This window comes from Faecalibacterium langellae (assembly GCF_002549775.1).
Classification (GTDB): Bacteria; Bacillota; Clostridia; order Oscillospirales; family Ruminococcaceae; genus Faecalibacterium; species Faecalibacterium langellae.
This window is the reverse complement of the sequence record NZ_NMTR01000001.1, coordinates 25,726-52,006: the sequence shown is the minus strand read 5'-3', so window position 1 is coordinate 52,006 and position 26,281 is coordinate 25,726. Positions and strand designations below refer to the sequence as shown.

The 26,281-nt window shown below is 53.7% G+C and carries 28 protein-coding genes and 1 tRNA gene; 13 read left to right on the top strand and 16 right to left on the bottom strand.

All coding sequences use genetic code 11. From position 1 onward, the window contains the following. Positions 1-208 precede the first annotated feature (208 nt). The 4 genes from CGS49_RS00275 to CGS49_RS00260 all read left to right on the top strand — a co-directional run bounded on the left by CGS49_RS00275 (position 209) and on the right by CGS49_RS00260 (position 3,685). Complete coding sequence (locus tag CGS49_RS00275; RefSeq protein ID WP_097800031.1) at positions 209-784, top strand: nitroreductase family protein; 576 nt, start codon at positions 209-211, stop codon at positions 782-784. A gap of 426 nt (positions 785-1,210) precedes the next feature. Continuing rightward, a complete protein-coding gene (locus CGS49_RS00270; protein ID WP_097800030.1) occupies positions 1,211-2,050 on the top strand; it encodes an amino acid ABC transporter substrate-binding protein in 840 nt (279 codons plus the stop codon). Positions 2,051-2,166: 116 nt separating this feature from the next. After that, on the top strand, positions 2,167-2,931 hold the full coding sequence (locus CGS49_RS00265) for an amino acid ABC transporter permease (RefSeq protein ID WP_097800029.1): 765 nt from the start codon (positions 2,167-2,169) through the stop codon (positions 2,929-2,931). Further along, positions 2,921-3,685, top strand: coding sequence for an amino acid ABC transporter ATP-binding protein (locus CGS49_RS00260; RefSeq protein ID WP_097800028.1), 765 nt, complete (start codon positions 2,921-2,923; stop codon positions 3,683-3,685). Before CGS49_RS00265 ends, CGS49_RS00260 begins: the two co-directional genes overlap by 11 nt. Before the next feature lie 55 nt (positions 3,686-3,740). Here the strand turns inward: CGS49_RS00260 and dnaK are convergent, their stop codons facing one another. After that, positions 3,741-5,555, bottom strand: coding sequence for a molecular chaperone DnaK (gene dnaK / locus CGS49_RS00255; protein ID WP_097800027.1), 1,815 nt, complete (start codon positions 5,553-5,555; stop codon positions 3,741-3,743). Positions 5,556-5,634: 79 nt separating this feature from the next. Continuing rightward, positions 5,635-6,735 (bottom strand): SseB family protein, encoded by a 1,101-nt coding sequence (locus CGS49_RS00250; RefSeq protein ID WP_097800026.1) that lies wholly within the window; start codon positions 6,733-6,735, stop codon positions 5,635-5,637. A gap of 367 nt (positions 6,736-7,102) precedes the next feature. Between CGS49_RS00250 and CGS49_RS00245 the strand changes: the two genes are divergently transcribed. Continuing rightward, on the top strand, positions 7,103-8,842 hold the full coding sequence (locus tag CGS49_RS00245; protein WP_343215839.1) for an ABC transporter ATP-binding protein: 1,740 nt from the start codon (positions 7,103-7,105) through the stop codon (positions 8,840-8,842). Next, the gene (locus CGS49_RS00240) at positions 8,839-10,614 is read left to right on the top strand and encodes an ABC transporter ATP-binding protein (protein WP_097800024.1); all 1,776 of its coding nucleotides are present in this window, start codon (positions 8,839-8,841) and stop codon (positions 10,612-10,614) included. Before CGS49_RS00245 ends, CGS49_RS00240 begins: the two co-directional genes overlap by 4 nt. A 52-nt stretch (positions 10,615-10,666) precedes the next feature. On the opposite strand, the gene CGS49_RS00235 is transcribed toward CGS49_RS00240, so the two are convergent. Further along, the gene (locus CGS49_RS00235; protein WP_097800023.1) at positions 10,667-11,614 is read right to left on the bottom strand and encodes a SurA N-terminal domain-containing protein; all 948 of its coding nucleotides are present in this window, start codon (positions 11,612-11,614) and stop codon (positions 10,667-10,669) included. Positions 11,615-11,630: 16 nt separating this feature from the next. Continuing rightward, complete coding sequence (locus CGS49_RS00230) at positions 11,631-12,005, bottom strand: DUF3592 domain-containing protein (RefSeq protein ID WP_097800022.1); 375 nt, start codon at positions 12,003-12,005, stop codon at positions 11,631-11,633. Positions 12,006-12,230: 225 nt separating this feature from the next. Between CGS49_RS00230 and CGS49_RS00225 the strand changes: the two genes are divergently transcribed. Beyond that, a tRNA-Leu gene (locus CGS49_RS00225) sits at positions 12,231-12,317 on the top strand. Positions 12,318-12,373: 56 nt separating this feature from the next. On the opposite strand, the gene CGS49_RS00220 is transcribed toward CGS49_RS00225, so the two are convergent. From CGS49_RS00220 to CGS49_RS00175, 9 genes are all read right to left on the bottom strand, one after another. Beyond that, positions 12,374-14,182 carry a recombinase family protein gene (locus CGS49_RS00220; RefSeq protein WP_179858988.1) on the bottom strand — a complete coding sequence of 603 codons (1,809 nt, stop codon included), beginning with the start codon at positions 14,180-14,182 and terminating at the stop codon, positions 12,374-12,376. Further along, complete coding sequence (locus CGS49_RS00215; protein WP_005927535.1) at positions 14,182-14,361, bottom strand: hypothetical protein; 180 nt, start codon at positions 14,359-14,361, stop codon at positions 14,182-14,184. The genes CGS49_RS00220 and CGS49_RS00215 overlap by 1 nt, the downstream gene beginning before the upstream one ends. Positions 14,362-14,716: 355 nt before the next feature. After that, positions 14,717-14,962, bottom strand: coding sequence for a helix-turn-helix domain-containing protein (locus CGS49_RS00205; protein ID WP_097800019.1), 246 nt, complete (start codon positions 14,960-14,962; stop codon positions 14,717-14,719). A gap of 6 nt (positions 14,963-14,968) precedes the next feature. Then, a complete protein-coding gene (locus CGS49_RS00200) occupies positions 14,969-15,400 on the bottom strand; it encodes a sigma-70 family RNA polymerase sigma factor (protein ID WP_097800018.1) in 432 nt (143 codons plus the stop codon). 526 nt (positions 15,401-15,926) lie between these two features. Continuing rightward, positions 15,927-16,112, bottom strand: coding sequence for a cysteine-rich KTR domain-containing protein (locus CGS49_RS00195; RefSeq protein ID WP_097800017.1), 186 nt, complete (start codon positions 16,110-16,112; stop codon positions 15,927-15,929). Position 16,113: 1 nt separating this feature from the next. Continuing rightward, a complete protein-coding gene (locus CGS49_RS00190) occupies positions 16,114-16,536 on the bottom strand; it encodes a YjdF family protein (RefSeq protein ID WP_097800016.1) in 423 nt (140 codons plus the stop codon). Next, complete coding sequence (locus CGS49_RS00185) at positions 16,533-17,057, bottom strand: PadR family transcriptional regulator (RefSeq protein ID WP_097800083.1); 525 nt, start codon at positions 17,055-17,057, stop codon at positions 16,533-16,535. The genes CGS49_RS00190 and CGS49_RS00185 overlap by 4 nt, the downstream gene beginning before the upstream one ends. A 204-nt stretch (positions 17,058-17,261) precedes the next feature. Next, entirely contained in the window at positions 17,262-17,450 is a 189-nt protein-coding gene (locus CGS49_RS00180; protein ID WP_097800015.1) for a cysteine-rich KTR domain-containing protein, read from the bottom strand. A 4-nt stretch (positions 17,451-17,454) separates the two neighbouring features. After that, a complete protein-coding gene (locus CGS49_RS00175) occupies positions 17,455-17,943 on the bottom strand; it encodes a hypothetical protein (RefSeq protein WP_097800014.1) in 489 nt (162 codons plus the stop codon). 111 nt (positions 17,944-18,054) lie between these two features. Here CGS49_RS00175 and CGS49_RS00170 point away from each other — a divergent pair, with 111 nt between their 5' ends. The 6 genes from CGS49_RS00170 to CGS49_RS00145 all read left to right on the top strand — a co-directional run bounded on the left by CGS49_RS00170 (position 18,055) and on the right by CGS49_RS00145 (position 22,455). Then, positions 18,055-18,573, top strand: coding sequence for a PadR family transcriptional regulator (locus CGS49_RS00170; RefSeq protein ID WP_097800013.1), 519 nt, complete (start codon positions 18,055-18,057; stop codon positions 18,571-18,573). A 142-nt stretch (positions 18,574-18,715) separates the two neighbouring features. After that, positions 18,716-19,084, top strand: a complete 369-nt coding sequence (locus CGS49_RS00165) for a helix-turn-helix transcriptional regulator (protein ID WP_005927725.1) — start codon at positions 18,716-18,718, stop codon at positions 19,082-19,084. Positions 19,085-19,279: 195 nt separating this feature from the next. Continuing rightward, entirely contained in the window at positions 19,280-19,609 is a 330-nt protein-coding gene (locus CGS49_RS00160) for a plasmid mobilization protein (RefSeq protein ID WP_097800012.1), read from the top strand. After that, the gene (locus CGS49_RS00155) at positions 19,570-20,898 is read left to right on the top strand and encodes a relaxase/mobilization nuclease domain-containing protein (RefSeq protein ID WP_097800011.1); all 1,329 of its coding nucleotides are present in this window, start codon (positions 19,570-19,572) and stop codon (positions 20,896-20,898) included. Before CGS49_RS00160 ends, CGS49_RS00155 begins: the two co-directional genes overlap by 40 nt. 121 nt (positions 20,899-21,019) lie before the next feature. After that, entirely contained in the window at positions 21,020-21,613 is a 594-nt protein-coding gene (locus tag CGS49_RS00150; RefSeq protein ID WP_097800010.1) for a type IV toxin-antitoxin system AbiEi family antitoxin domain-containing protein, read from the top strand. After that, on the top strand, positions 21,610-22,455 hold the full coding sequence (locus CGS49_RS00145; protein ID WP_097800009.1) for a nucleotidyl transferase AbiEii/AbiGii toxin family protein: 846 nt from the start codon (positions 21,610-21,612) through the stop codon (positions 22,453-22,455). Before CGS49_RS00150 ends, CGS49_RS00145 begins: the two co-directional genes overlap by 4 nt. A gap of 59 nt (positions 22,456-22,514) precedes the next feature. Here CGS49_RS00145 and CGS49_RS00140 read toward each other — a convergent pair whose 3' ends face one another. The 3 genes from CGS49_RS00140 to CGS49_RS00130 all read right to left on the bottom strand — a co-directional run bounded on the left by CGS49_RS00140 (position 22,515) and on the right by CGS49_RS00130 (position 26,281). Continuing rightward, positions 22,515-24,962 carry an ATP-binding protein gene (locus CGS49_RS00140; RefSeq protein ID WP_143405784.1) on the bottom strand — a complete coding sequence of 816 codons (2,448 nt, stop codon included), beginning with the start codon at positions 24,960-24,962 and terminating at the stop codon, positions 22,515-22,517. Between the two features lie 170 nt (positions 24,963-25,132). Further along, complete coding sequence (locus CGS49_RS00135) at positions 25,133-25,333, bottom strand: transposon-transfer assisting family protein (RefSeq protein WP_097800007.1); 201 nt, start codon at positions 25,331-25,333, stop codon at positions 25,133-25,135. A gap of 3 nt (positions 25,334-25,336) precedes the next feature. Next, entirely contained in the window at positions 25,337-26,281 is a 945-nt protein-coding gene (locus CGS49_RS00130; protein ID WP_430407809.1) for a hypothetical protein, read from the bottom strand.

The window sequence follows — 26,281 nt, the reverse complement described above, 5'->3', positions numbered from 1 at the left end:
AACTTTTCAGCACAAGTGTGTTGCTTTTCGTTCATCTCAGAGGTGTTTTTCTTTCACCGTCCGGCGCGGGCCAGCGCCGCTGTTCCGGCCGCTCTTTTCCCGCCGTTCTCTGCCCGCTTCCCGGCGCGGTGCTTGCGGGGCACGGCCGCATCTGGTATACTGCAGGAAAGCAGGACCCCATTCCATACTATATAAGGAGTTGTTTTACATGTCTGTCATGGATACCCTCGCCACCCGCCGCACCTACCGCCGGTTCGAGCAGAAGCCTGTGCCGCAGGATGTGGTGGACGACATCATTGAAGCCGTGCGGCTTTCTTCCAGCGGGGCCAATCGGCAGGCCGTGCGGCTGGTGGTGGTGAACCAGCCCACAGACGTGGCCAGGGTGCAACCACTGGTGAAGTGGGCCGCCTACCTGCCGCCGGAGCAGGGCACCCCAAAGGCCGACGAGCTGCCCACCTTGTTTGTTGCCGTGGTGAAGAATACTGCCATCCCCGGCGACCCGGCCACCGACATCGGCATCGCGCTGGCCAACATGACCCTTGCCGCCTGGGACAAGGGCGTGGGCAGCTGCATCATGGGGGCCATCAACAAGCCGGTGCTGACCGAACTGCTGGGCATTGAAGCGCCGCAGCAGCTGGTCTACATGGTGGCCTTCGGCTATCCGAGCCACAAATCGCACATCGTGCCGCTGACCGCCGAGACCGGCGTGAAGTATTATCTGGATGAGAACCGGGATTACTGCGTGCCGAAGCGCAGCAAAGAGGAGATCGCACGGTATTTGTAACACCGGATGATTTAGAATTGTCTCCGCTTCGCTCTGACAATATCAGCGGAAAAATTATTTTTAATTTCGCGTTTGGAGCGCCCCCGACGCTTGTCAGGACAAAGTCCTTCCATCTGCTATCGCAGACCGCTCGCCTGCTTGAAAGCCCCACTGGGGCTTTCATGCCCTCCGGGCACAGCCGTCCTTTCTGGTTTTCTTTTGGGCGGCAAAAAGAGAACATTCCCCGCCGTCCTGCATATATACATTCTATTCAACCATTCTGCTGCATAATTGTTTTCAATTCGGTTTCAAATCGTCGGATTTTTTGCACAAGTATTGACTTTTCATTTTGTACAATCTATACTAAATCCGTTCGCCGGAGGTCTGATGAAGCGCATCGTCCCGACGGGCCGAAAATTATACAGTACATTTGAGGAGTGTTTGAATATGAAAAAGATCTCTCGTCGCAGCTTCCTGGCTGCTGCCGGTCTGTCCGTTGCCGCTCTGGCTCTGACCGCCTGCGGTGGTTCTTCTTCCAGCGTGGCTTCCTCTGTGGCAAGCTCTGCTTCTTCTGAGGCTGCTTCCACCAGCGCTGCCGCCGGTGAGCTGACTACTGTGATGGCTGGCAAGCTGACCATGGCGACCAACGCCACCTTCCCTCCGTATGAGATGACCACCGACGGCGGCGACATCGAGGGCATCGATGTGGACACCGCCAAGGCCATTGCCGAGAAGCTGGGTCTGGAGCTGCAGGTGGACGACATGGAGTTTGACGCCGCACTGCTGAGCGTGCAGCAGGGCAAGGCCGACATCGCCATGGCCGGCATCACCGTCACCGATGAGCGCAAGGCCGTGATGGCATTCTCCGACAGCTACGCCACCGGCATCCAGTCCATCATCGTGCCGGAAGGCTCCGACATCGCATCTCCCGATGATCTGGCAGGCAAGAAGATCGGTACCCAACGCGGCACCACCGGCTACATCTACTGCACCGACGACTTCGGCGAGGACTCTGTGGTGGCTTACGACAACGGTCTGACCGCTGTGCAGGCCCTGAACAATGGTCAGGTGGACGCCGTGGTCATCGACAACGCTCCCGCCAAGGAGTATGTGGCTGCCAACCCCGGCCTGAAGGTGCTGGAGACCAGCTATGCCGAGGAGGATTACGCCATCGGCATGAATAAGGACAACACCGCTCTGGTGGAGGCCGTCAACGCTGCTCTGGAAGAGCTGAAGGCAGACGGCACCCTGCAGTCCATCGTGGACAAGTACATCACCGCAGACTGATCGGTCGGCGGACCCGGTACAAAACAGGGGGAGGCGGCCCCGGACAGGGACGTCTCCTCTTTTTTGGGAAAATAAGGTTACAAAATTCTAACAAAAAATGGAAAGCGAGGATGCGAATGGCTGCTCAATACGAACTGCTCAAAGAGCTGCTCAACAGCGGCACAAAGCTGAACTTCGGGCAGGAGTTTTTCTTCAAATTTTATCAGGCCTTTCTGCTGAAGGACCGCTGGCTCCAGTACGTCGGCGGCGTGGGCACCACCCTGCTGGTCACCGCCCTGGCACTGGCGCTGGGCATCGTGCTGGGCAGCGTGGTGGCGCTGGTGCGTGTGGCCCACGACCAGCAGCGCCCCGGGCACAAAAACCCGGTGCTGGGCTTCTTCAATGTGATCTGCGAGATCTACACCACTATTATCCGCGGCACCCCCATGATGGTGCAGCTGCTCATCATGAGCATGGTCATCTTTGCCAACAGCCGCAACTTTACCATGGTGGGTGCACTGACGCTGGGCATCAACTCCGGTGCCTATGTGTCCGAGATCATCCGCGGCGGCCTGATGGCCGTGGACCCCGGCCAGATGGAGGCCGGACGCAGCCTTGGCCTGAACTACATGACCACCATGGTGGTCATCATCATCCCGCAGGCTATCCGCGCGGTGCTGCCTGCTCTGGGCAACGAGTTCATCATGCTGCTGAAGGATACCTCCCTGATCACGGTCATTGGCGGCAAGGAGCTGCTGTATGCGGGGCAGGGCATCATGAACCGTACCTACGAAGCCATGTACCCGCTGCTGGGCGTTGCACTGATCTACCTTGTGCTGGTCATGCTGTTCACCCGGCTGCTGGCAATGTTTGAGAGGAGGCTGGCACAAAGTGACCGATAAGATCCTGGAAGTCCGTGGTCTGACCAAGACCTACGGCGGCGTGAAGAAAAAGGGCGCAAAGCAGCCCACCCCCACCCTGGACGTGCTCAAGGGCATCGACATCGACATCTACCGCGGCGACGTGGTGTGCCTGATCGGACCCTCCGGCTGCGGCAAGTCCACCTTTCTGCGGTGCCTGAACCGCTTGGAAATCCCCACTTCCGGCTCCATCAAGTTTGAAGGGGTGGAGGTGGACGATGCCCACATCGACGCTGTGCGCCAGAAGATGGGCATGGTGTTCCAGCACTTCAATCTGTTCCCCCACCTGACCGTGAAGAAGAACCTTGAGCTGGCCCCCACCCTGCTCAAGCTCAAGGACAAGCAGGCCATCTCCGACAAGGCCGACGAACTGCTGGCCCGCGTGGGTCTTTCCGACAAGGCTGACGTCTACCCCAAGAGCCTTTCCGGCGGCCAACAGCAGCGCATCGCCATTGCCCGCGCCCTGGCCATGGACCCGGACGTCATCCTGTTCGACGAGCCCACCAGCGCCCTGGACCCCGAGATGGTGGGCGAAGTTCTGGAACTGATGAAGGAGCTGGCCCACACCGGCATCACCATGCTGGTGGTCACCCACGAGATGGGCTTTGCCCGCGAGGTGTCCAACCGCGTCATCTTCATCGACGACGGCAAGATTCAGGAAGACGAGCCGCCGCAGGAGCTGTTCTCCAACCCGAAGCACCCGCGCCTGAAAGCGTTCCTGTCCAAAATGCTGTAATATTTTTCCACAACAAAAAAACTCCGCTGTGCAAAACACAGCGGAGTTTTTTCTGTTACAGTGTGCTGTTTGTGTCATCGGAGCCCTGCTCACTGGTGTAGAGCACCATCAGGTGGTTGGCACTGGCTTCCAGCTGGCTCTTGGCCTGGCGCAGGGCGGCTTCTTCGGTCTCGTTCATCTTCTCGGGCTTGTCCTTGCGCAGGCAGCGGCGCAGGTTGGCGAGGTCGGACTTGATGCGGTTCTTCTCGTCCTTGTCCAGCTCTTTCTTGCACTTGGAGAGGGCCTCGTCCACCTTATAGGCCAGCATCTCGGCCTGATTGTGCAGGTCCAGTCGGTCTTTGCGGCGGCTGTCCTCGGCCTCGTAGGCGGCGGCGTCGGCCATGGCGCGCTGGATCTCGTTCTCCGACAGGTTCGTGCTGCCGGTGATGGTGATATTCTGCTCCCGGCCGGTGCCGAGGTCCTTGGCCGACACTTTCACGACGCCGTTCACGTCGATGTCGAAGGTGACTTCGATCTGCGGCTTGGAGGAGAAACTTGCCCGGATGCCGTTCAGCTTGAACTTGCCGAGGCTCTTGTTATCCCGGGCGAAGTGGCGCTCGCCCTGCAGCACGTTGATCTCCACGCTGGTCTGCATGGGACGTGCCGTGGTGAAGATCTGGCTCTTGCGGGTGGGGATCATGCTGTTGCGGGTGATGAGGGGCGTTGCCACACCGCCCAGCGTCTCGATGGAGAGGGTCAGCGGGGTCACGTCCATCAGCACAAGGCCCTGCGCCGCCGCGCCGGTGGCACCGGCCAGCTTGCCGCCGCCCTGCAGCAGACCGCCCTGCACGGCCGCGCCCATGGCCACGCACTCGTCGGGGTTCAGGCTGTGGCTGGGCTCTTTGCCCAGCAGCTCCTTCACCTGCCGTTCCACGGCGGGCATCCGGGTGCTGCCACCCACCAGCAGCACCTTGCCCAGCTGGCTGGCCGAGATGCCGGCGTCCCGCAAGGCGTTCTGCACCGGCTGCACCGTGCGGGCCAGCAGATCGCCGGTCATCATCTCGAACTGCGGGCGGGAGAGGGAAATATCCAGATGGTGCGGGCCGTCCTTGCCCACCGCGATGAAGGGCAGATTCAGCTGGGCCGACGGCGCGGCAGAGAGCTCCTTCTTCGCCTTTTCGGCTTCTTCTTTTAACCGGCCCATGGCGGCGGGGTCCTTCGTCAGGTCGATGCGGTCCGACTTCTTGAACTCGGCCACTGCGTACTCCACGATGCGCTCGTCGAAGTCGTCACCGCCGAGATGGGTGTCGCCGCCGGTAGCAAGCACCGTGAAGGTGCCGTCCTCGATCTCGATGATGGACACATCAAAGGTGCCGCCGCCCAGGTCGTACACCAGAATTTTCTGCGATGCTTCGTTGTCAAGGCCGTAAGCCACGGCGGCGGCGGTGGGCTCGTTGATGATGCGCAGCACATTCAGGCCCGCAATGCGGCCTGCATCCTGCGTGGCCTTGCGCTGGCTGTCGTCAAAGTAAGCGGGCACCGTGATAACGGCTTCGGTCACCGGCTCACCGAGGTAGCTCTCGGCATCGCGGCGGATCTTGGCCAAAATCATGGCGCTGATCTCCTGCGGGGTCAGGTCTTTGCCGTCGATGTGCACCCGGTAGTCCGAGCCCATGTGGCGCTTGATGCTGGACACGGTGCGGCCGGAGTTCGTGGCGATCTGGCGCTTGGCCGCGCCGCCCACAAGGCGCTCGCCATCCTTGGTAAAGGCCACCACGCTGGGGGTGGTGCGCTCGCCTTCCGCGTTGGTGATGACCACAGGCTTGCCGCCCTCCACCACCGCCACGCAGGAATTCGTCGTGCCCAGATCAATGCCGATCACTTTGCTCATACTGTCTGTTTCCTCTCTTTGCGGACGCACCGCCACTGCTTTTTCACGGTCTATTGTAGCGTATCTGTATGACGCTTTTTTAGTCCAATTGTAAAGATTCCATGTCGTAGGCCGCCGGGGCCGCGGGCTGCGGTGCGGTCAGCTCCTGCAGCAGCTGCTCGGTCTCGGCCAGCCACTGGGCGGCGTCCGGCTCGTTTTCCCGCGCGCGGATGCCAAAGCCCTGCTTTGCTTCGGCGGCCAGCGCCAGCGCCTTTTTGCGGGAGGTGTAGCGGGTCTCATACTGGGCCACGCGCAAACACACCTGCGGGGTGTACTCGATATCCGGCATGTGGGCGGCGTTCTGCCGCGCGCGGCGGTACCAGATAAGGGCCTTGCCGTTGTCGCCCCGGGCGGCGCAGTCGTCGCCCAGCGCGATGTGGGCCAGCACTTCGCCGCTTTCGGCGGCCTGCTTCCACATACGGCGGGCCTCGGCGCGGCTGGGCTTCACGCCCCGGCCCTTGTACAGGCAGTCGGCCAGCAGCGAAAGCCCCATGGCGCTGCCCAGCTCGGCGGCTTTCTCAAAGCACTCCGCCGCCTGCTCCCAATTGCCATTGCGGGCGGCTTCCTTTCCGGCGTCCGCTTCCTCGTCGCCGGGGGCCTCGGGGGTGTGGCCCGCGTGGAGCAAGCCGTTGAGCAGGGCCCCGTCCAGCGTGGCCGAGTGGCTCCACGGGTCCAGCACCACACCGTCGATGCCCGGGGTGGAAAGGGCCAGCTCCATGGCGTCTTCCAGCGTGTAGTCCGCCATGGGCCGGGCGGCAGTGCTGCGGTCGCCGCAGGCGGCGGCGCTGGACGTGAACAGCGGCAGCCAGGTGCGGCCTTTGTCGTTGCGCAGAGTCCACAGCTTGAGGCCGTCGGCCTTTTCGGTGGGCACCGGGTGCTCTGCCCAGGGCGCAGGAGCGCCGTGCACGGTCAGAGCCGTCTGCAGCGGCACCAGAACATGGGTCTCCAGCTCCAGCGCATAGTTCAGCGCGCCCATCAGGGTCCAGAAGCCTTCCTCGTTCTGGGCTTTGTAGAGGTTTTCCACGGCCCGCTCGATCGCGGGGCAGCCCGTGCCTGCGGGGCTGTAGGCCGGTGCGGTGCGGGCGCGCCGCGCGCTGCCCACCGGGCGGAACCGGATGCCGCCATCTGTTCGTCTTGCCATCTGCTCACCATTCTTCCCATTGCTGTAATCAGCTTTTAGTATAACAGGAAATGGAAATTTTCTCAACGGGGAAACCCTCTCCGTCATTGCAGTTAAAACTCTCTCAGTCAAACCCTGCGGGTTTGCCAGCTCCCCCGAGGGGAGGAGCCAAGAGCATAACGGGAGCGTTTCTTGCCTCTCCCTTTGAAAGACGTCCCCCGGCCGGGGGAAGATGTCGCGTAGCGACAAAAAGGGGACAAGGCGGCATTGCGAAGCAATGACGGAGAGGGCGCTGTTTTCCTCTTTTCCTATAGCATTTCGCCGCTTTCTGCGCTATAATAAATAAGATTCCGTAACCATTATAATGTACGAAAGAAGGAGTATCGCCTTGAACAAGATGCTAGGCTATCTGAACGGCTACAGGCGCGAAAGCGTGCTTGCGCCGCTTTTCAAGATGCTGGAAGCCACGTTCGACCTGTTCGTGCCGCTGGTCATGGCGGACATCGTGAACGTTGGCATTGCTGCCCGCGATTTCCACTACATCCTCGTGCGGTGCGGCCTGCTGCTGCTGCTCGCGGCCATCGGCCTTGCCTGCAGCCTGACGGCTCAGTATTTCTCCGCAAAGGCGGCTGTGGGCTATTCCACGGCCTTGCGCCACGCCCTGTTTGCCCACATCCAGAGCCTGAGCTTTTCCGAGATGGACACCCTGGGCACCAGCACCCTCATCACCCGCATGACCAGCGACGTGAACCAGGTGCAGAGCGGCCTGAACCTGTTTTTGCGCCTGTTCCTGCGCAGCCCGTTCGTGGTGATCGGTGCCATGGTCATGGCCTTCACGGTCAACGTGAAAGCCGCGCTGATCTTCGTGGTGACCATCCCGCTGCTGAGCGTTGTCGTGTTCGGTATCATGGCCGCCACCCGGCCCATGTATAAGACGGTGCAGAACCGTCTGGACCGTGTGCTGGGCCTGACCCGCGAAAACCTGACCGGCGTGCGCGTCGTGCGTGCCTTTGACAAGGAAAAGGACGAGGTATCGCGCTTTGAGAACGCCAACGCCCTGCTCACCGACATGCAGCTGCACGTGGGCCATATCTCCGCCCTGATGAACCCTGTGACCTATGTGCTCATCAACATCGCCATCGTGGCACTGCTGTATGTGGGCAGCATCCAGATCAACGTGGGCGGCATGGCTTCCGGCGACGTCATCGCTCTGGTGAACTACATGAACCAGATCTTGGTGGAGCTGGTCAAGCTGGCCAACCTCATCGTGCAGGTGAGCAAAGGCATCGCCTGCGCAGGCCGCGTGCAGGCTGTGCTGGACACGAAACCCGGCATGGCTTTCCCGGCTAAAGTTCTGGGCGAGGTGGCCGCCGACAAGGCAGCCGACGCCGTGCGCTTTGACCATGTGTCCCTCACCTACGCCGGGGCCGGTGCACCCAGCCTTTCCGACATCAGCTTTACCGCCAAGCGCGGCCAGACCATCGGCGTCATCGGCGGCACCGGCAGCGGCAAATCCAGCCTGGTGAACCTCATCCCCCGCTTCTACGACGCCACCGAGGGCACCGTGGAAATTATGGGCCGCGACGCCCGCAGCTACCCCCGCGAAGCGCTGCGCGGCAAGGTGGCCATGGTCATGCAGAAGGCCCAGCTGTTCGGCGGCACCATCCGCTCGAACCTGCTCTGGGGCAACAAGAACGCTTCCGATGCGGAGCTCTGGGCTGCCCTCGAGACCGCACAGGCGGCAGAGTTCGTCAAGGCGAAGCCCCTCGGGCTGGACGAGCCCGTGGAGCAGGGCGGACGCAACCTCTCCGGCGGCCAGAAGCAGCGCCTGACCATCGCCCGCGCCCTTGTGGGCAAGCCGGACATCCTCATTCTGGACGACAGCGCCAGCGCACTGGACTACGCCACCGACGCCGCCCTGCGCAAGGCACTGGCGGCTCTGCCGGGTGATTTGACCGTGTTCATCGTCAGCCAGCGCGCCGCCAGCCTGCAGCACGCCGACCAGATCATTGTTCTGGACGACGGCAGACTGGTGGGCCTTGGCCGCCACGACGCGCTGCGCCAGAATTGCCCCGTCTACGAGGAAATTTACGAGAGCCAGTTCAAGAAAGGGGATGCGCAGAAATGAGTGCAAAAGCAAAAACAAAGCTGACCCCTGAACAGCGCAAGGCCACCCTGACCCGTGTTCTGGGCAAGATACGCCCCTACTCCCTGTTCGTGGTGTGCAGCCTGGTGGTGGCCGCCGTGAGCGTGGGGGCCCAGCTGTATATCCCCATCCTGTGCGGCAGCGCCATTGATATGATGCTGGGCAAGGGTGCCGTGGATTTCTCCGGCGTGATGGGCATCATCGTCAAGGTGCTGGTGGTGGCGGGTGCCGCCGCGCTGGCCCAGTGGCTGCTGAGCGTGTGCAACAACCGCATCACCTTCCTTGTCAGCCGCGATCTGCGCAACGAAGCCCTGCGCAAGATCCAGACCCTGCCGCTTTCTTACCTCGACAGCCACCCCTCCGGCGATATCGTCAGCCGCATGGTGGCGGACGTGGACACCTTTGCGGACGGCCTGCTGATGGGCTTTACTCAGCTGTTCAGCGGCGTGCTGACCATTCTGGGCACCCTGCTGTTCATGCTGAGCGAGAACGTGCCCATCACGCTGGTGGTGGTGTGCATCACCCCGCTGAGCCTTCTGGTGGCAAGCTTCCTTGCCAAGCGCAGCTACAAATACTTCCAGGGCCAGAGCACCGTGCGCGGCGAGCAGACGGCCCTTGTCAACGAGATGATCGAGGGCCAGAAGGTGGTGCAGGCCTTCGGCCACGAAGCCGAGAGCCTTGCCGCCTTTGACGAGGTGAACAGCCGCCTGCAGGACGTGAGCCTAAAGGCCATCTTCTTCTCCAGCATGACGAACCCCGCCACCCGCTTTGTGAACAACATCGTCTACGCAGGCGTGGGCCTTGTGGGCGCACTGTACACCGTGCGCGGCGGCATCACCATCGGCCAGCTGAGCGTGTTCCTCAGCTACGCCAACCAGTACACGAAACCCTTTAATGAAATTTCCGGCGTGGTCACCGAGCTGCAGAACGCTCTGGCCTGCGCCGCCCGCGTGTTCGAGCTGCTGGACGCCGACGATCAGGTGCCGGAAGCCGAGAACGCCAAAGTGCTGCAGCCGGACGGCCATGTGCAGCTGGAGGATGTCTCCTTCCGCTACCTGCCCGACCGCCCGCTGATCGAGGGCCTTTCCCTCGACGTGAAGCCCGGCCAGCGCATCGCCATCGTGGGCCCCACGGGCTGCGGCAAGACCACCCTCATCAACCTGCTGATGCGCTTCTACGACGTGAACGGCGGCGATATCAAAGTCTCCGGCACCGATATCCGGGATGTGACCCGTGCTTCCCTGCGCGGCAGCTACGGCATGGTGCTGCAGGATACCTGGCTGCGTGCCGGTACCGTGCGGGAGAACATCGCCTACGGCAAGCCGGACGCCAGCCCGGAAGAAGTGGTGGCTGCGGCCAAAGCCGCCCATGCGGACAGCTTCATCCGCCGCCTGCCCGAGGGCTACGACACGGTGATCGCTGAGGACGGCGGCAACATCAGCCAGGGCCAGAAGCAGCTGCTGTGCATCGCCCGCGTGATGCTCTGCCTGCCGCCGATGCTGATCCTGGACGAAGCCACGTCCTCCATCGACACCCGCACCGAGGTGCGCATCCAGAAAGCCTTCGCCCGCATGATGCAGGGCCGCACCAGTTTCATCGTGGCCCACCGCCTGTCCACCATCCGGGAAGCGGACGTCATCCTCGTGATGAAGGACGGCCACATCGTGGAGCAGGGCAACCACGACGAACTGCTGGCCGCGAACGGCTTCTACGCGAAACTGTATAACAGCCAGTTCGAGGGCGTGGAGACCTGAGCGCCCATTAAAAACAAAGAGGAGAGATGCGTTGCATCTCTCCTCTTTGTTTTTAGCTCAATTGCTGCACCACCGGTTCGGCGGGCGGCGGGGTCAGGGTGGAGTGCGCCACGATGAACTGCTCTGCCCGCTCCCGGGCCAGCCGCTGGCGCACCTTGCGGGCGTCGTTGGCGGGGAAGGTGCGTTCCCCGTCCAGTTTCTCGTTCCAGTTTTCCAGCGCGGCGGTCACCTCGGCTTCAGCGGGCTGCAGGTCTTCCTTTTCGGCCACCAGCAAAAGGCCCAGCCAGCTGCGCAGCTTGCGCTCGGCCTGCTGGTGCAGCCAGACGCGGAACTCCTCCACGGTCTGGCCCCGCACCTTGAGGAATTGGTCGAAGTTGACGCCGTTTGCCTGCAGGCGCAGGTTGAACTGCCGCTGCTCGGCAAAGTAGTTGCCTGCTACCAGCTGCCTCGGCAGCGGGCCGGTCACCCGGTCGCCCAGCTGCCAGACCAGCTCCTTCGCGGCCCGGTCCCTCGCCTGGGCACAGCGCTTTGCGTAGATGTCCGCCGTCACCTGCTTGCGCAGGGCCGCCTTGCCTGCCGCGTCGGCGGCACGGTCCTCGTCGCCGTGGTTGCGGTTGATCTCCAGTTCCACGGTCAGCTGCCGGATGGGGTGGGGCTCCACCGCCTGCACAAAGCCGGTGTACGCCCCCAGCTCCAGCGGCGGCAGCGCAAAGAACTGCGCGCCCGCCCGGAAGCCCTCGGCCCGGTTCACGGCCAGCAGCTGGAAATCCGGGTCCGACACCGGCACAAGGCCGTACTCGCGCACCAGCTGCTCATACAGCGGCGAGAAGCCTTCCAGAATGGTGCGGTTCACGGCCACCGTCAGCAGGTCTTCTTCCTCCTGCGGGGCGTTTTCGGCTGTCTGCTCGGCGGCAATGGCAGCCGCCAGTTCCTCGGCGCCTGCCCGAAAGACCAGCCTGCAGTCCCCCGGCTCCGCCATACCAAAATGCTCTAACTTCATCGTGTTCTCCCTCCGTTCAGCGGGCGATGCCCACCGTTAGCACCAGCAGCGCTGCGCCCACCACGGCGTACAGCACCTCTGCGCCCAGCACGGAGTGGTCGCCCTCCACATACATCTTCTCCGGGTCCTCCGGGTCGTAATACAGGGTGACGGTGCTGCCCGTGGCAAAGGCTTTGGCCTTGGCCGGTTTCGGGTACTGCAGCCGGTGGCTGCCGCCTGCCGTGGCAAAGGCCAGCACATAGGCCGCGCCGTCCCGGCTCTGGACGATACCCTCCACGGTGGCTTCCACCTTTTCGCCCCGGGTGCACAGCCGCCGCCGGGCCAGCATGCTGCGCAGCGCCATGAAGAACATGAGCCCGGCCCCCAGCAGGAAGATGATAACATTCAGCATTGTTTTCCCTCATTTCTCGGTTTTGCGCCGGGAAGCGTTCCAGCGCGTTTCGTCTATTGTATCACACTTTGGGCGAAATTTCGCCCTGCAGCGCCCATTCAGAGTGCAACAATTTTGCGGGAAAAATTTGTCAGAAAAAATTGAAAATAATGCTTGACAATTCCCGCATATCTGGTATAATTACTATCGTTCCGAGCGACACGGCTCACGAACAAAACAGAATATGCGGATATGGCGGAATTGGCAGACGCGTTAGATTCAGGTTCTAATCGGGGCAACTCGGTGGAGGTTCAAGTCCTCTTATCCGCACCATGACGAATGTTCTTACAGCATTTAGCTGTCAAAGAACATTCGTCATTTTTTATTTGCTAAATAGCGACATCACAGGGGGCGTAGTTCACAACTACGCCTTTTCTTGTATTCACCGATACATCGGGTGTCGGCAAAGGAAGTGCGCTTGGAATCTCGATGGTGCCCACGCAGTTGTAGTGAATGCGGAGCCGCTGCTCCCACACGCCGTTGACCTTTTCTGCATCGAACACTTCGATTTTTTCCACCAGTTCATTCAGCATCCGGGGTGTCAGCTTTTTTGCTCTGGTGTACTTGCGAACCAGACTGATAAACATATCCGTTGTCATAGTTCGGCTGCTCTGCTTTTCGATTTCGGAGCGGAGCTGTTTGATTTTCTCGGTCAGCTCCTTTTGCTCGTCCTCGTATCTTCGGGACATTCTGGAAAAGCGTTCGTCAGAGATCTTGCCGGAAACATTGTCCTCATAGATGCGCTCAAAAAGGCCGTCCAGTTCTTCATCACGGGCAAGGAGTGCTTTCAACTCTTTCTCTTTCAGCTTGCGGCCGGCTTCGTCCGCCTGCAGGGAGTGCCCGATAACAGCCTTCAAAAAGTCGTCCTCATAGAGGCTGGCAAACTTGGTCAGCCGCCGAATCTCGCCCAGCACCACTTCTTCCAGAAAGTCTACACGGATGTAATGGGTGGATTGGCAGGTACCACGGTTGCCCTTGTAGTTGGAGCAGTTGAAATACTTGATTTCCGGGTTGCCCTGATTGAAGTGGAAGTGCAGATTGCAGCCGCAGTCTGCACAGACAAGTAAGCCAGAGAACATATTGTGTTCTCCGTTGCTGGTACAGCGTTTGCGCATTTTTCCGCGCTTCTGCTGCACCTGTTCAAACACGGCACGTTCAATAATGGGTTCGTGAACATCTTGGAACACTACCCAATTTTCCGGGTCGTTATGAATCCGCTTTTTGTTCTTGTAGGACTTGGAGTAGGTTTTGAAGTTCAGAATATCCCCGCAATACTCCTGCTGATACAGAAGATGGGTAATCGTGGAGCCATTCCACTTGGTAGCGGGCCGTATCTTGCTCCTTCCGGGACGGCCGATGCCTTTCTGAATCCAGTAGGCCTGCGGCGTCAGGATGCCTTCCTTTTCAAACTGGGTGGCAATCTGTTCCGTGCCAAAGCCCTCCAACGTCATATCAAAAATGCGCCGGACAACTTGTGCAGCTTCTTCATCAATGACCCAATGCTTGGGATTGTTCGGGTCCTTGATATATCCATAGGGAGGAAGTCCCATCGGTTCGCCGGAGTTGCCTTTGATTTTATTACTGATACGGCGTTTCTTGCTGATGTCACGGGCATACCACTCATTGAACAGGTTTCGGATGGGTGCCAGTTCGTTTTCTCCCTCGGCCGTGTCGATGTTGTCCGAAACGGCAACAAGTCGGATGTCATGGTCTGGGAAAAATTCTTCTGTCAGCCGCCCGACCTCGATATAGTTTCGGCCCAGACGGGAAAGGTCTTTGACGAACACAGCAGAGGCTTTTCCTTGTTCAAGCTGCTGCATCATTTCAACGAAACCGGGACGGTTCATGGTCACGCCGGAAATGCCATCATCCAGAAAGTGAACCAGATTGGTATAGCCTTTTTCCTTTGCAACTTTGGTGAGCAGTTTCTTTTGGTTGCCGATGCTGTAACTCTCGCCCTCCAAATTATCATCACGGGAAAGACGCTCATAGAGAAAAGCGGTTGCTTCACGGGATTTCTTGTTACTCGACTGTTTCATACTCGCTCCTTTCTTGGGACAGTCGAATAGCAAATTCACTTGTACACCTATATTATAACACAATCCGCTTTCTCTGTCCGCTGCCTCCCGAAAGGTCATTATAATTTTTCGCTTTCGGATTTCATCAGCCGGAGAAGAACTTCTCCTAAGGTCTGAGAGCTTTCTTCTTTGAACACCGGCTCAACGATAAAGGAGCGATTGCCAATACGATAAGTCGAATCCAGAGTAAGCATCTCTGGATTTTTTGTTTTTTCAGGGTTTGTCTTTTTCGCTTGCATCGTAAAAATCCCCTTTCTTAAAAATCAAAAAATGAGCCAACGGATGGCTGCTGGCAGCAGCCCACGGGAATCTCACCCCTGCATTCCTCATGCAGCCCTACTCATTGCCTGCGACGCTCTGAACGCTCGGACTTTGACGGTAAGGGAGTATCAGCCTGTCTGTATGTCATGGCCCGCAAGCAGCCGCGCTTGCATTGCGGCGTGGTAGTGATCGCTCCACTTTTCAAAGAAAAGCATCGTGGCGCACCCGCCGTCTGGCTCGATACAGACAGCAACGTATCCGTTTGCCCTATGATGCACCGCCATTGTCCTGCGGGCATATTTTTCAAGGTGCTGTCCCGAAACGTGGAAAGGGTCAGCCCGTTTCGGCTTTGGTTACAATAGAAGAAATCAGTTTGATTTCCAGATGGCGTTTCATGTACTCGTCTATGCACACATGAGGCTGACCGTGCTTGTCATAGAGAATGCCCGTACAGAGCTTGTTGATGTATCCTCTGTAATGATGCAAAACCTGTTCAACGGCATCGGTGTCCCCGGCACAGGCAGAGCGAATCACCGAGAGCGGCAAAAACTCTCTGCTCGTGTGTTCATAGGAGTTCATTTACGCCTAACCTCCCTCCGGCAAGTGCGCCTTTAGCTTTTTTTGCAGCTCGTTCAGCGTTTTTGTCCGGTGGCGCTGTACAGCACTCCGGGACATTCCCATGAGGTCGCCAATCTCACCGTCGCCCAGTTCCAGAACGCAAAACAGAATCAGAATGCTTTGTTCTTGCTTTGGCAGAGCGGCAAACGCATTGGCAACAAGTTCATTGTCGATGTGCAGATCACAGCCGTAGGATGAAAATACAAATTCTTCACTTGGATAATGGTCTACACTCGTGAGCTGCCCCAGTTCTTCCAACGAAAGAACGCTGAATGACTTTTCACGGTCAAGCAGACGTTTCTTATTTCGGTAATAGTTCCGGGCCTCATTTCGCAGCACCGCTTTGCAGAACGCATCGAATCGGTACTGTTCGCCATCGTTGCGAGGGATAGCTTCCATCTTCTCACCCCCTTTCCGTGGGGATGTCGGGTGGATTTTTCCCTTTCCGCTAATATGACACCTGAAACACCCGATTCTGCCCGCTTTTTTGAAAATTTCCCCAAAAATTTTTGAAGCAGGTAGATTTTCAGGCGGCAATAGAAAAGCCCGGCAGACCGAAAACGGCCAACCGGGCATAATGACAGCACGAAGCGCGCAGAAGCTACATCGTATAGTACATAGCAAAAGCCCTGCTGACCCTGTGCGGGAGCAAGGCTTTTTTTGACAGTTCAAAGCTAGGCGTTCGATAGAATATCAGGCGCATGGCGGCATCCTCCTAGTGGCCGCCATACAAACAATGGTATGCTCTGATAAGCAAAAAGAGCCGGCGACCTTGATTTTCTCAAAAGCCGCCGGTTCAAAATGGGCGCAAAGAGTCACCTGCTCAAACCAACGGTTTTTTTCTTTCCCCGTTGGGCGGGGCAGGCTCTTATCGTATACTAAAATAAAAAAGAGCCGATAATCACAAGTGAATTTACCTTGTGCATTATCGGCTCTGCGTCTGTGCGTCTGGCTCTTGGATGATAGATAAATTTAGTTTTCTTACCGCAATCAGGGTTTCATGTTTGCATTTAGGACAATATAACGGAAAATTATCCAATATTGTATCATCGCGAATTTTCAATCGCGTTTTGCTGCCGCAAAAGGGGCATAAAATCCATTCTATCTTCATGTTATCTTCCTCTGTGCTTGGCTTTCTTTTTTTCCTGCCGTATGGCAAACTGGCGGTCTTTCTCCGCATCTTTCTGCTCACGACTCTTGGTTTGTCGTTCCAGCTTACATTGCTCATGCTGGAGTTTCAACGCCTGCTGCGCCTTTGTTCCAATGCCTTTATCCTGCAGTTGGCTTTGAATTTCGCGCTGCATACGTTTGGGATTGATTTTTCGCTCCATGGCTACTTCGGCCTGGATTGGGGGACTAAATTTCAACTTGTGCCAATTCTTCAGCAGAAACTCATAGACCTCGTAATCTTTGGGCTCTGAGCCAAAAGTGATTTTGCATACCTCGTACTTACCGTTATCCGTTCTTTCATATAGACCGATCCAAAACGGAGCTTCGAACAGGATGGTCAAACTGCTTTGGGGGCCTGTACTCATTCTTCTAAGAACTGCCCTTCAAAGTGATCCAGCCATTCTAGAAGGGCTCGATAGAGAAGCTGCTGCTGCTCAAAAATCGTTCTCCCAACCAAAGGAATGTCTGCAAATTCCCGCGCATAGCCCTCGTTCGATTCAGCCGAGGACTGTATGCTCCGGCGCAAAGTCGAAACCAGCTCCAACGCTTCGGCTTTGTCCATCTTGTTCAAATTGGTAATGACCACATTGAAATCGAATAGCAAGGGTACTGTGCCAGCGGCACAAGAGGCCATCAGCTCCTTGAAATACGCTCTGCCCTGATCGGTAATGGAATAAATGGCCTTATCCGCAAACTTATCGCCCTTGACAATATCGCTTTGAAGATAGCCCTTATCGCTCAGCTGGAGTACTTTTCTATAAATAGAAGGTACACTTATTTTTGTCCAGCGAGAAAGATGGTGGTACTCCACATCCTTTTGAATGTCATAGGCGCTTTGAGGTTTCTCCAAAACAATGCCAAGTATAACTAAATCGATTGATGACATAACGACACCTCCACTTTTACTATTGTCAATAGTACTATTAATGATAGCAAAAGTCAAGGCAACTGACCAAAAATGAACTTCAAAACTTTTTTCGTTGGCCCTCTTATTAAGCCATCTACCCAGTAGCATTTTCCTTTTCTTCCACCGAGGGAATCACAGAAAAAGTGAAAACAGAGCCGATAACATCGGAGTTTTTTCTCTGTGTTATCGGCTCTGCGTCTTAGCGTCTGGCTCTTGCACGATGGATAGATTTAGTTGTCGAACTGCGATTAAAGTTTCATGCTTGCATTTGGGACAAAACAATGGGAAATTTTCAAGAATGGTATCGCTGCGGATTCTTAATCGTGTTTTACTGCCGCAGACAGGACATAATACCCACTCAATATGACTCATATCCTTATTGCCCGCAGCAAGTAACCCGATATTCCTTGATATGACCGGGGTAAGAATGTACTTTGTCCATAAGCGGCCCTCTTGCTCCCATTGTAAATGCGATGTCACTGCTTTTAATCGACATGAGAATATCCCCACAGGAAAGATTCAAATATCGCATCGTGTTTTCGGGCAGCCTCACAACACCGTTTTGAGAAATATGCAGCCAAGTATAGCCTCGTCCTTTATAGCGAACGAATTCTCCTTCATCAATCGTGTACTGTGACAATGCGGGACAATCATCTAATATATGCTTCAATTTTGATTGCCCAAGTAATTGTTTGCTGGTCACGCAAAATCCGCCCGTGATTTTGCTCCCCGTGAAAATAATAATGCGTCCTTCTTTTTGAACGGGATATTGTTCAAGAGTCTCTGCCGGAAAAAGTATTTCTCGCCTATTGCTGATGGCAGAAAGTCCAAATACATATTTTCCACCCTTATTTAGTTGCGGCATTTTACTCCCCCTTGTATTTTGATTATAACTGTGGTACAGTTATAATATAATGTTGTAGTACTCTATATATAGAGTACTACAACTTGAAACTAAAGTCAAGGGGTATGCGTTATGCTCTCGAAATCTGCTACTATGTTATTGGGTCTGATCAATCAAAGACCGCTTAATCCATATGAAATTATCAAGCAACTACAAATCATGAATGTTCATCGTTGGTACAACATCGCCAATTCGACAGTCTACGCTACACTAAAAGTCTTAGAGAAAAAAGAATATATTTATGGCAGCGTTGAAAAGGATGGAAATATGCCCGACAAGACGATTTACTCGCTTACAGACAAAGGGAAACAAGAATTTGTGGCAACATTACAGCAATCAATTTTGTCCTTCGACTATGATACCAACATTTTCTCGATTGCCGCATTTTTTATTGATGCGTTAGATGATCCGCAAAGTCTGCTTTCACAGCGTTTGAAAATATTAAATAGCTATCTTGAGGGAATTGAGCAGCAGATAACAGTCATAAAAGACGACATACCTTCCATTGCAAAAGCTAATATTGAACGAACTAAATATATTGTTGAAGCAGAAATTGCAGGTACTGAGAGTTTGATTCATGCAATATTGTAATGACCAACTGTTGAAAGCTGCTTGGTATCTGATAAACTAGGTGCGCAGCCCCGGATTATGAATTATAAAATGTAGACAGAACGGACATAGCAACATTTCGCCAATCGCTCATGAACTATAAAATGTATATGGGTGATGCAGAATGGCGAAAATTGAGGACTGTCCCGGCTTTGAAACGTTCGGAGCGGATGTCAAGGCAGCTCGAAAGGCAAAACAACTTTCCCGCAGTGCGCTGGCTGACATGATACATTGTGACAGCCGGTATCTTGCGAACATCGAAAACGAAGGCACGCTGCCCAGCCTGCCGGTGGTGATTCAGCTGATAAAAATATGTGGTCTGCCCGTGGAGCGGTACTTCAACCCGGAACTCATGCGGGAAGAAAGTGCGGAACGTCAGCGGGTCAGCCACAAGCTGCAGCTTTGCCCGGAAGAATACTTACCTATCGTAGAAGGTGCCATTGACGGTGCCTTACGAATCCATGAACAGGAAAAAGAGCCCGTGTGTGTCTGATTGTCATGCACGGTCATTGAGAGGATGCAAAAGCGTCCTCTTATTTTTTTTTTTTGCATTTTGCGGGCAAAACGGGGGTGTTGTGGTGTCATAGTAGTGGGGAGATGTAACGTAGCAAGCATAGGGAGTGTAGCCACTCCCGGCAGAAATGCTTGCTGGGGAGTACCCCAGACCCCCAAGAAACGAGGTGAAACTATGACGAACCGAACCCGAAAAATTGTTCTGCGTGTTCCCGTGACGCCGGAGGAACAGGAACTTATCCGGCAGAAGATGGCTTTGCTGCACACACGGAATTTTTCTGCCTACGCCCGGAAGATGCTGATAGATGGTTATGTTGTCCACATCGACACCACCGACATCCGGGCGCAGACCGCCGAATTGCAGAAGATTGGCGTCAACGTCAATCAGATTGCGCGGTGGCTGAACAGCATGGGGCCGCTGTACACACAAGACGTTGCGGACATCAAGGGAGCATTGGCGCAGATATGGCAGTTACAAAGATACATCCTATCAAGTCAACGCTGAAAAAGGCATTGGACTACATCGAGAATCCGGCCAAGACGGACGAAAAAATGCTGGTGTCCTCCTTTGCCTGCTCCTACGAAACCGCCGACATCGAGTTTGAACTACTGCTCTCGCAGGCCATGCAGAAAGGCAACAATCTGGCCCACCACCTGATACAGTCTTTTGCGCCGGGCGAAACCACACCGGAGCAAGCCCACGAGATTGGTCGGCAGCTTGCAGATGAAGTCCTGCAAGGCAAATACCCGTATGTACTGACCACGCACATTGACAAGGGGCACGTCCACAACCACATTATCTTTTGTGCAGTGGACATGGTGAACCAGCGGAAGTATGTTTCCAACCGACAAAGTTATGCCTACATCCGGCGCACTAGCGATCGGCTATGCAAGGAATACGGCCTGTCCGTGGTGATGCCCGGTCAAGACCGGGGCAAGAGCTATGCCGAGTGGGACGCACACCGCAAGGGTACAAGCTGGAAGGCGAAGCTGAAAGCTGCCATAGATGCAGCCATCCCGCAGGCCAAGGATTTTGACGATTTTCTGCGGCTCCTGCAGGAGCAGGGCTACGAGGCCAAGCGTGGCAAGTATGTTTCGTTCCGTGCGCCCGGACAGGAACGGTTCACCCGCTGCAAAACGCTGGGCGAAGCCTACACCGAGGAAGCCATCATCGAACGCATCAAAGGGCGGTTCGTGGAGCGGAAGCCCAAAGAAAACCGCAAAATTTCGCTGCGGATTGATTTGGAGAACAGCATCAAGGCCCAGCAGTCCGCAGGGTATGAGAAGTGGGCAAAACTCCACAATCTGAAACAGGCGGCCCGGACGCTGAACTTCCTGACCGAGCATGAAATCGAAAGCTACCCGGATTTGGAAAGCCGGGTGGCCGAGATCACCGCCGCCAGCACCGAAGCTGCCGCCGCATTGAAAGCAGCAGAGCGCCGACTTGCTGAAATGGCCGTACTAATAAAGGATTTCACCACCTGTAAGGAGCTGCGTCCACTGGTGCAGGAGTACCAACGGGCCGCTGACAAAAAGCAGTTCCGGCGCAAGCACGAGGGCTCCCTGATTCTCTATGAAGCCGCAGCCAAGGCCCTGAAAGAGCAGGGCTTCCAAAAGCTGCCCGACCTTTACGCACTGAAAGCCGAATATAAGCAGTTGGCCGAGCAGAAAGACCAGCTGCAACGACAGTACACCGAAGCCAAACGCCAGATGCAGGAGTATGGCATCATCAAGCAGAATGTGGACGGTGTTCTGTTCTCGAATCATAGGCAGGAGAGGGACAAGACCCTGTGAGCATTGCTTGACAATGACGCATTACTTTTAACCAAAATAATGTGCGACTGTCAATTCACTGTTGACGAACACACATTATTTCTCTATAATATAATGTGTGAATGTCAAGTGAGGTGATAGCATGAACAACATGGGCAAAGTAGAAAAAATGGTGCAGTCTGCCCCCAATGGCATCATTACGGCCGCACAGCTGACGAAAGCCGGCTTACATCGGGGCTATCTGCATGATTTTGTCGAGAGCGGGGAACTGTACCGTTTCGGGCGTGGTCTGTATGTACAGAGCAGCGCATGGGAAGATGATTTTTACCTGTTGCAGCGGAAGTACAGCAGAGGTATCTACTCGCATGATACCGCACTCTATCTGCTGGGCTATTCTGACCGCACTCCGGCAAGGTACACGATGACTTTTCCCAAGGGCTACAATGCACTGTCCTTGAAGCAGGAAGATTTGATCGTCAAACGAGCTATTCCAGAAAATTATGACTTCGGTATTATTGAAATCCAATCGCCATCCGGCAATCCCATTCGTGTTTACGATTTGGAACGGACGCTGTGCGACATCCTGCGCGGCAGCGGGAGTGATATTCAAATTGTGGGCGCGGCCATGAAACGTTACGCCGCATCCAAAGACAAAGACATTCACAAATTGATGCAGTACGCAGAACGACTTCGTGTGAAGCCCAAGGTTCTGCGCTACATGGAGATTTTACTATGATTACAAAAAATCCGATGCAGTTAAAAGCCTATATCAAGAAGAAAGCAGCCGAGAAGCATATTTCCGCGCAGCTTGTGATGCAGAACTATATGCTGGAAAGACTGCTGGAACGCATTTCGCTTTCACCGTATAAGCATAACTTCATCATCAAAGGCGGTTTTCTGGTTTCGGCTATCGTTGGTCTGGACACACGGGCCACTATGGATTTGGATACGACTATCAAGGGCTTTACACTGACCCATGAAGCTATCCTTTCTATTTTCAAAGATGTGTGTGCAGTCCAGATTGACGATGATGTGCAGTTTGAAGTGGTGGGCGTTGCGGATATTCGGGAAACAGACGATTATCCCGGAATCCGGGTATCACTGAAAGCCAACTACCCGCCGATCAGCGTTCCGCTGACGGTGGATATCACCACTGGCGATATGATAACGCCCCGCGAAATCGAGTACACCTTTTCAATGCTGTTCGATGACCGCACGATCAGCGTTCTGGCCTACAATCTTGAAACAGTTCTGGCTGAAAAGCTGGAAACCGTGTTGTCCCGCAACATTGCAAACACCCGTCCGAGAGATTACTACGACATCTATATTCTGTACGCCCTGCGCGGAGCCGAGTGCGATAAGGCAACGCTGCGGCGGGCACTGGAACGGACAACGGGAAAACGCGGCAGTTCTAAAATCTTAACGCAGTACCCGGAGATTATGCAGGAAATCCGGGGGAGCGATATACTCCGTAAGCAATGGAACAAGTATAGCAGGGAATACGACTATGCAAAGGATATTTCTTTTGATGATACCTGCAATGCTATCTATTCGATTATGCAAAAAGTAATGATGTAATAAGTTGTTGACATGAAAAATCCCCACTTCTGGATAAACACCAGAGTGGGGATTCTGTATTATACGCTTAATTTGTTATATTTTTCAACACGCTTTCTTAGCATCGTTGCGAAAACTTTAGATTCACCCAAGTTCTTAAAAGATGGTTGAAGTTTTTTGTTTATAGTCCTTGCCAGTACCAAATACTTTGTTCGAGCAAGTTTATCTTCCTCAAAATAATCAAGGTAAACACTACCAAGTTTAGAAAGGCATTGATAATATTCTTTGTCGAAGATTTTCATAGCCTCAAAAGCGTCAACACCTTCTTCCAAATAGCGAATGGCTTCTAAATTTTTATTTATTTCAGCCAAATATTGTCCGAACAGCCATAGTAACGAAGCGTATGACTTCGTATTTTGTATATCTGAAAATTGCTCAACCGTTTTAATGACAAATATTGCATTTCTAAAACCATCAATAATTTCATCTGTATGACGTTCGGGTAAAACACCTGCGCGATCAATTACCTGCAAAATTCTTGATTTTTGAAATTTAATATAAGGATGAGCCGTTATCGCCTCTGCATTTTTGCTTTCTCTAATAACATCTTCGAGGATAGATTGAGCTTTAAATCTGCTGTCTTTCTTACACTCATAGTCAGCTTCGCCATATAGCCTATACAATCTTGCTGCAGCAATTCGATCGCTGCCCGAAACTATATGCCAGTCATTTAAAATTTTAGCTAGTTCATTTCGACTATTTATATCACGGTTTAGTTCATCAAGTTCTTGCTGAACTTGAGTTTCACGCTGGCGTATTTCCGTTGATACAGAGTCAAAAGTAGTGGCATCGGGCATAAAGCGATTTATAATATACTTTTCCGCAAAATTATTTAAACTATATTGGTCACCACTTTTTTCAAGAATTAGATAATTGCAGAGAGTATCTGCAACAGCCTCAACACGTGGATAGGGTTCATTAGACAACAGACAGATTGTGTTCAGGTCTATGCCATCATTTTGGCTAACTGCAAATATTTTTAAGATTCGATAAAACAATTCACAGTCGTTAGAAAAAACTTTCTCAATTTCCTCGAAGGTATCTTTGAACATAAATTCACTAATAACTTCATAAGCGTTACCCGGAAAACGTTTCAACCCATTTCGGATGTTCTTCCAAGCATTTATACTTGAAAATTCAGTTTGAAGGCCACTTATACTTGACAAATTTTGACTAAGTCTGCGTAGACAAAGAACCAAAACGAGTGTGTTTCCTTTAGCTAATGTTAGAAGTTCTTCAATTTCACAAGCGTCTAAATTTAGGTCTAAACAGTTTTCCGATATATATTCCTTTACAAAGGTTATTCCACTCTCTTTTTCAAATCCAGAGAGTTTAAAATTCACCTCATAGTCTTCACTATTACGGGAGGTAAGAAGAAATTGCATTTCGGCTGGTGTTTGAGCATCAATAAAATGTTTGATGTTTATTCGCTCATCTTCTGATATTGCTTCGAGGTTATCAACAATAATGATTCCCTCGTCATGGAAATTCTTGAAATCGGAAATTTGAAGATTGTTTAGAATGAGATTCCTTAAGTCATCTAAGTTTTCAAAGCGTTTGTGTATAGGGCTTTCGATTATCCTGCCGTTTGCCGATGCAATCTCCAATTTTTGTTTTTTAGCTGAAAAGAACAGAATATAAGAAGGAAGATAATCATTTAATGTGTTTTCATCCCAAATATCCTGAACGATTCGCTTTACAACTTCTAGTACCAGCGCGGTTTTTCCTACACCACCATACCCGTACACACAACAAGAGTGTTGCTTACGCAAATCTCCGGGATTTCCGCAGATAAATTTTTTGAGACGTTCAATTTCATTTTCACGACAGACGATACGAGATTCAGTATACGGCATACTGGAAAAGTTATGGCATTTTACAGGAATTTCAATTTTCCTGTTTTGTAAGACACTTATTTCAACAAGAAGTTGTTCCTTGGTCTTTCGAGAAAAGTAACCGTTGTCCAAGAAATTGATAATATCTTTCGTAAAAGCCAAAACGGGAATCAAATCAGTGTCTTCGAGTGTTTTGCAATCCGGGTGATCAAGTTTGTTCCGGGCATATCTATATTTTTCAGCCAAAACACAATAGTCATGATACTCACCAAATAAAAGATAAAGGTCAGCAAAAAGGTTTTGAAATGCAAACGTGACAATATTTAGATGTCCCACCATTGGCACATCATTATCAGAAGTAATGACATCTACATGGCGATTTTGATTAGCTGTAACAAAGCGAGCATATAATTTTGCACAATTCTTTTCTGTGCAGCTGTTGGGAAGTTTATCTCGCAAAAAAATTGGGTCTGCTGATGATAGTGTGGCCTTACGGTTGTTTAATTCCGTTGAAAAATCTATATATGCAGGGTAATGAGATATTACAACATCAGCAATATACGATCTAAACGGAACTTCAAACCCCATTAAGAGAGTACGAAATAAATCATGCTGTTTTAACGAAAGATACACATGATCACACCCTTTCTTTGTTTAGTTTACCATAATTGTGTATAAAATAAAAGGGTGAATATAAGAAGCCGGACACAGCAGCCACAAGGCTACCGTGTCCGGCTGTTTCTGTGTTGACAACGGCACATTACTTTGATTAAAAATAATGTGTGGCTGTCAAGCTGGCGGTATTATTCACCCGTGAAATCAAACCTCTGTCCGTCAAAGTCAGCATCGGTCATGTGCTCCAACTTTGCAATAACACCGTTTGCCAGCCGCCGCATTTCCGTGTCCATATCCGGCAGGGCGGCCAGCATCCGCGCCATCGTCCGGCGGCGGTCAGAAGCGTGGTACATACAAATCAAATTTTCTTCTTCTACGCTGAAATTCATGCGTCAGACCTCCATTTCGTGTTGCTTGCTGCGGGCCGCTGCCTTTTTCGGGCTGGCGGCCTGTTTTGTTTCGGAAAGCTGCTTGCGGACGGAAGTGCGGGGCTTGCAGATGCCCTTGTCCCGGTTCTCGTTTTTGTCAACCAGCGCGTAGATACCGAAGCGGTCCTTCACGCCGGACAGGTGCAGGGATTTGTACGGCAGCATGGCAATCAGCCGATCCGTGTCCCGGCTGGATGCCAGCTTGGTGAAATAGGGCGATACCTCCACCATAAAATGATTCTTGTCCGGGCTGTTGGGAGCCGCCAACCGCTTTATATCGGTTGCGATACGCTGGGCCTCGGCCTCGATCAGCCCTGCGTGTAGTGCTGCAAGATGTTCTTTGAAATCACTGGGCCGTGCAGGTTCCCGGCTGCGTTGCTCCTGACGGATGGCCGCTTGCAGAAGTTCCGGGTCACGGGGCTGCATTTCATACCGCACGAACTCTCCGAAATATTTGTCCGGGCGACTGTCGAAATGCTCTTTCGGGTCAATCTCCCGCATCCCGCTTTCGTAGATCAGACGGTTGGCACCCACGGGCAGGGCGGCTTCCCGGATGTGCTGGAAATGCTGCTGATAGTCCAATTCATACAGATTGCCTTGCACGGTTCCGTTGGCTGCGCCGGTCAGCTCCACCGCATAGGCAAGAATCCTGTCGTGGGTCTGCTCGCCGCAGAATTTCCATGTGTTGTAGGTTTGGGTGTCTTTGAGCAGCACGTCCCGTTCCCGGAAGCAGAATGTTCCAGAAGGCCGGGACAGCCACAACAGCAGCTTATCTTCCGGCTGGTCGCTGCGGGTTGCTTTCCGCAGCATCTTGATGTCAAAGGCAAAATCGCTCTGATAGTATGCGGTGTTCTGGTGCATAATGGCTTCCAGCGCAGCGATCACATCCACATTTTCAAATTTTTGCAC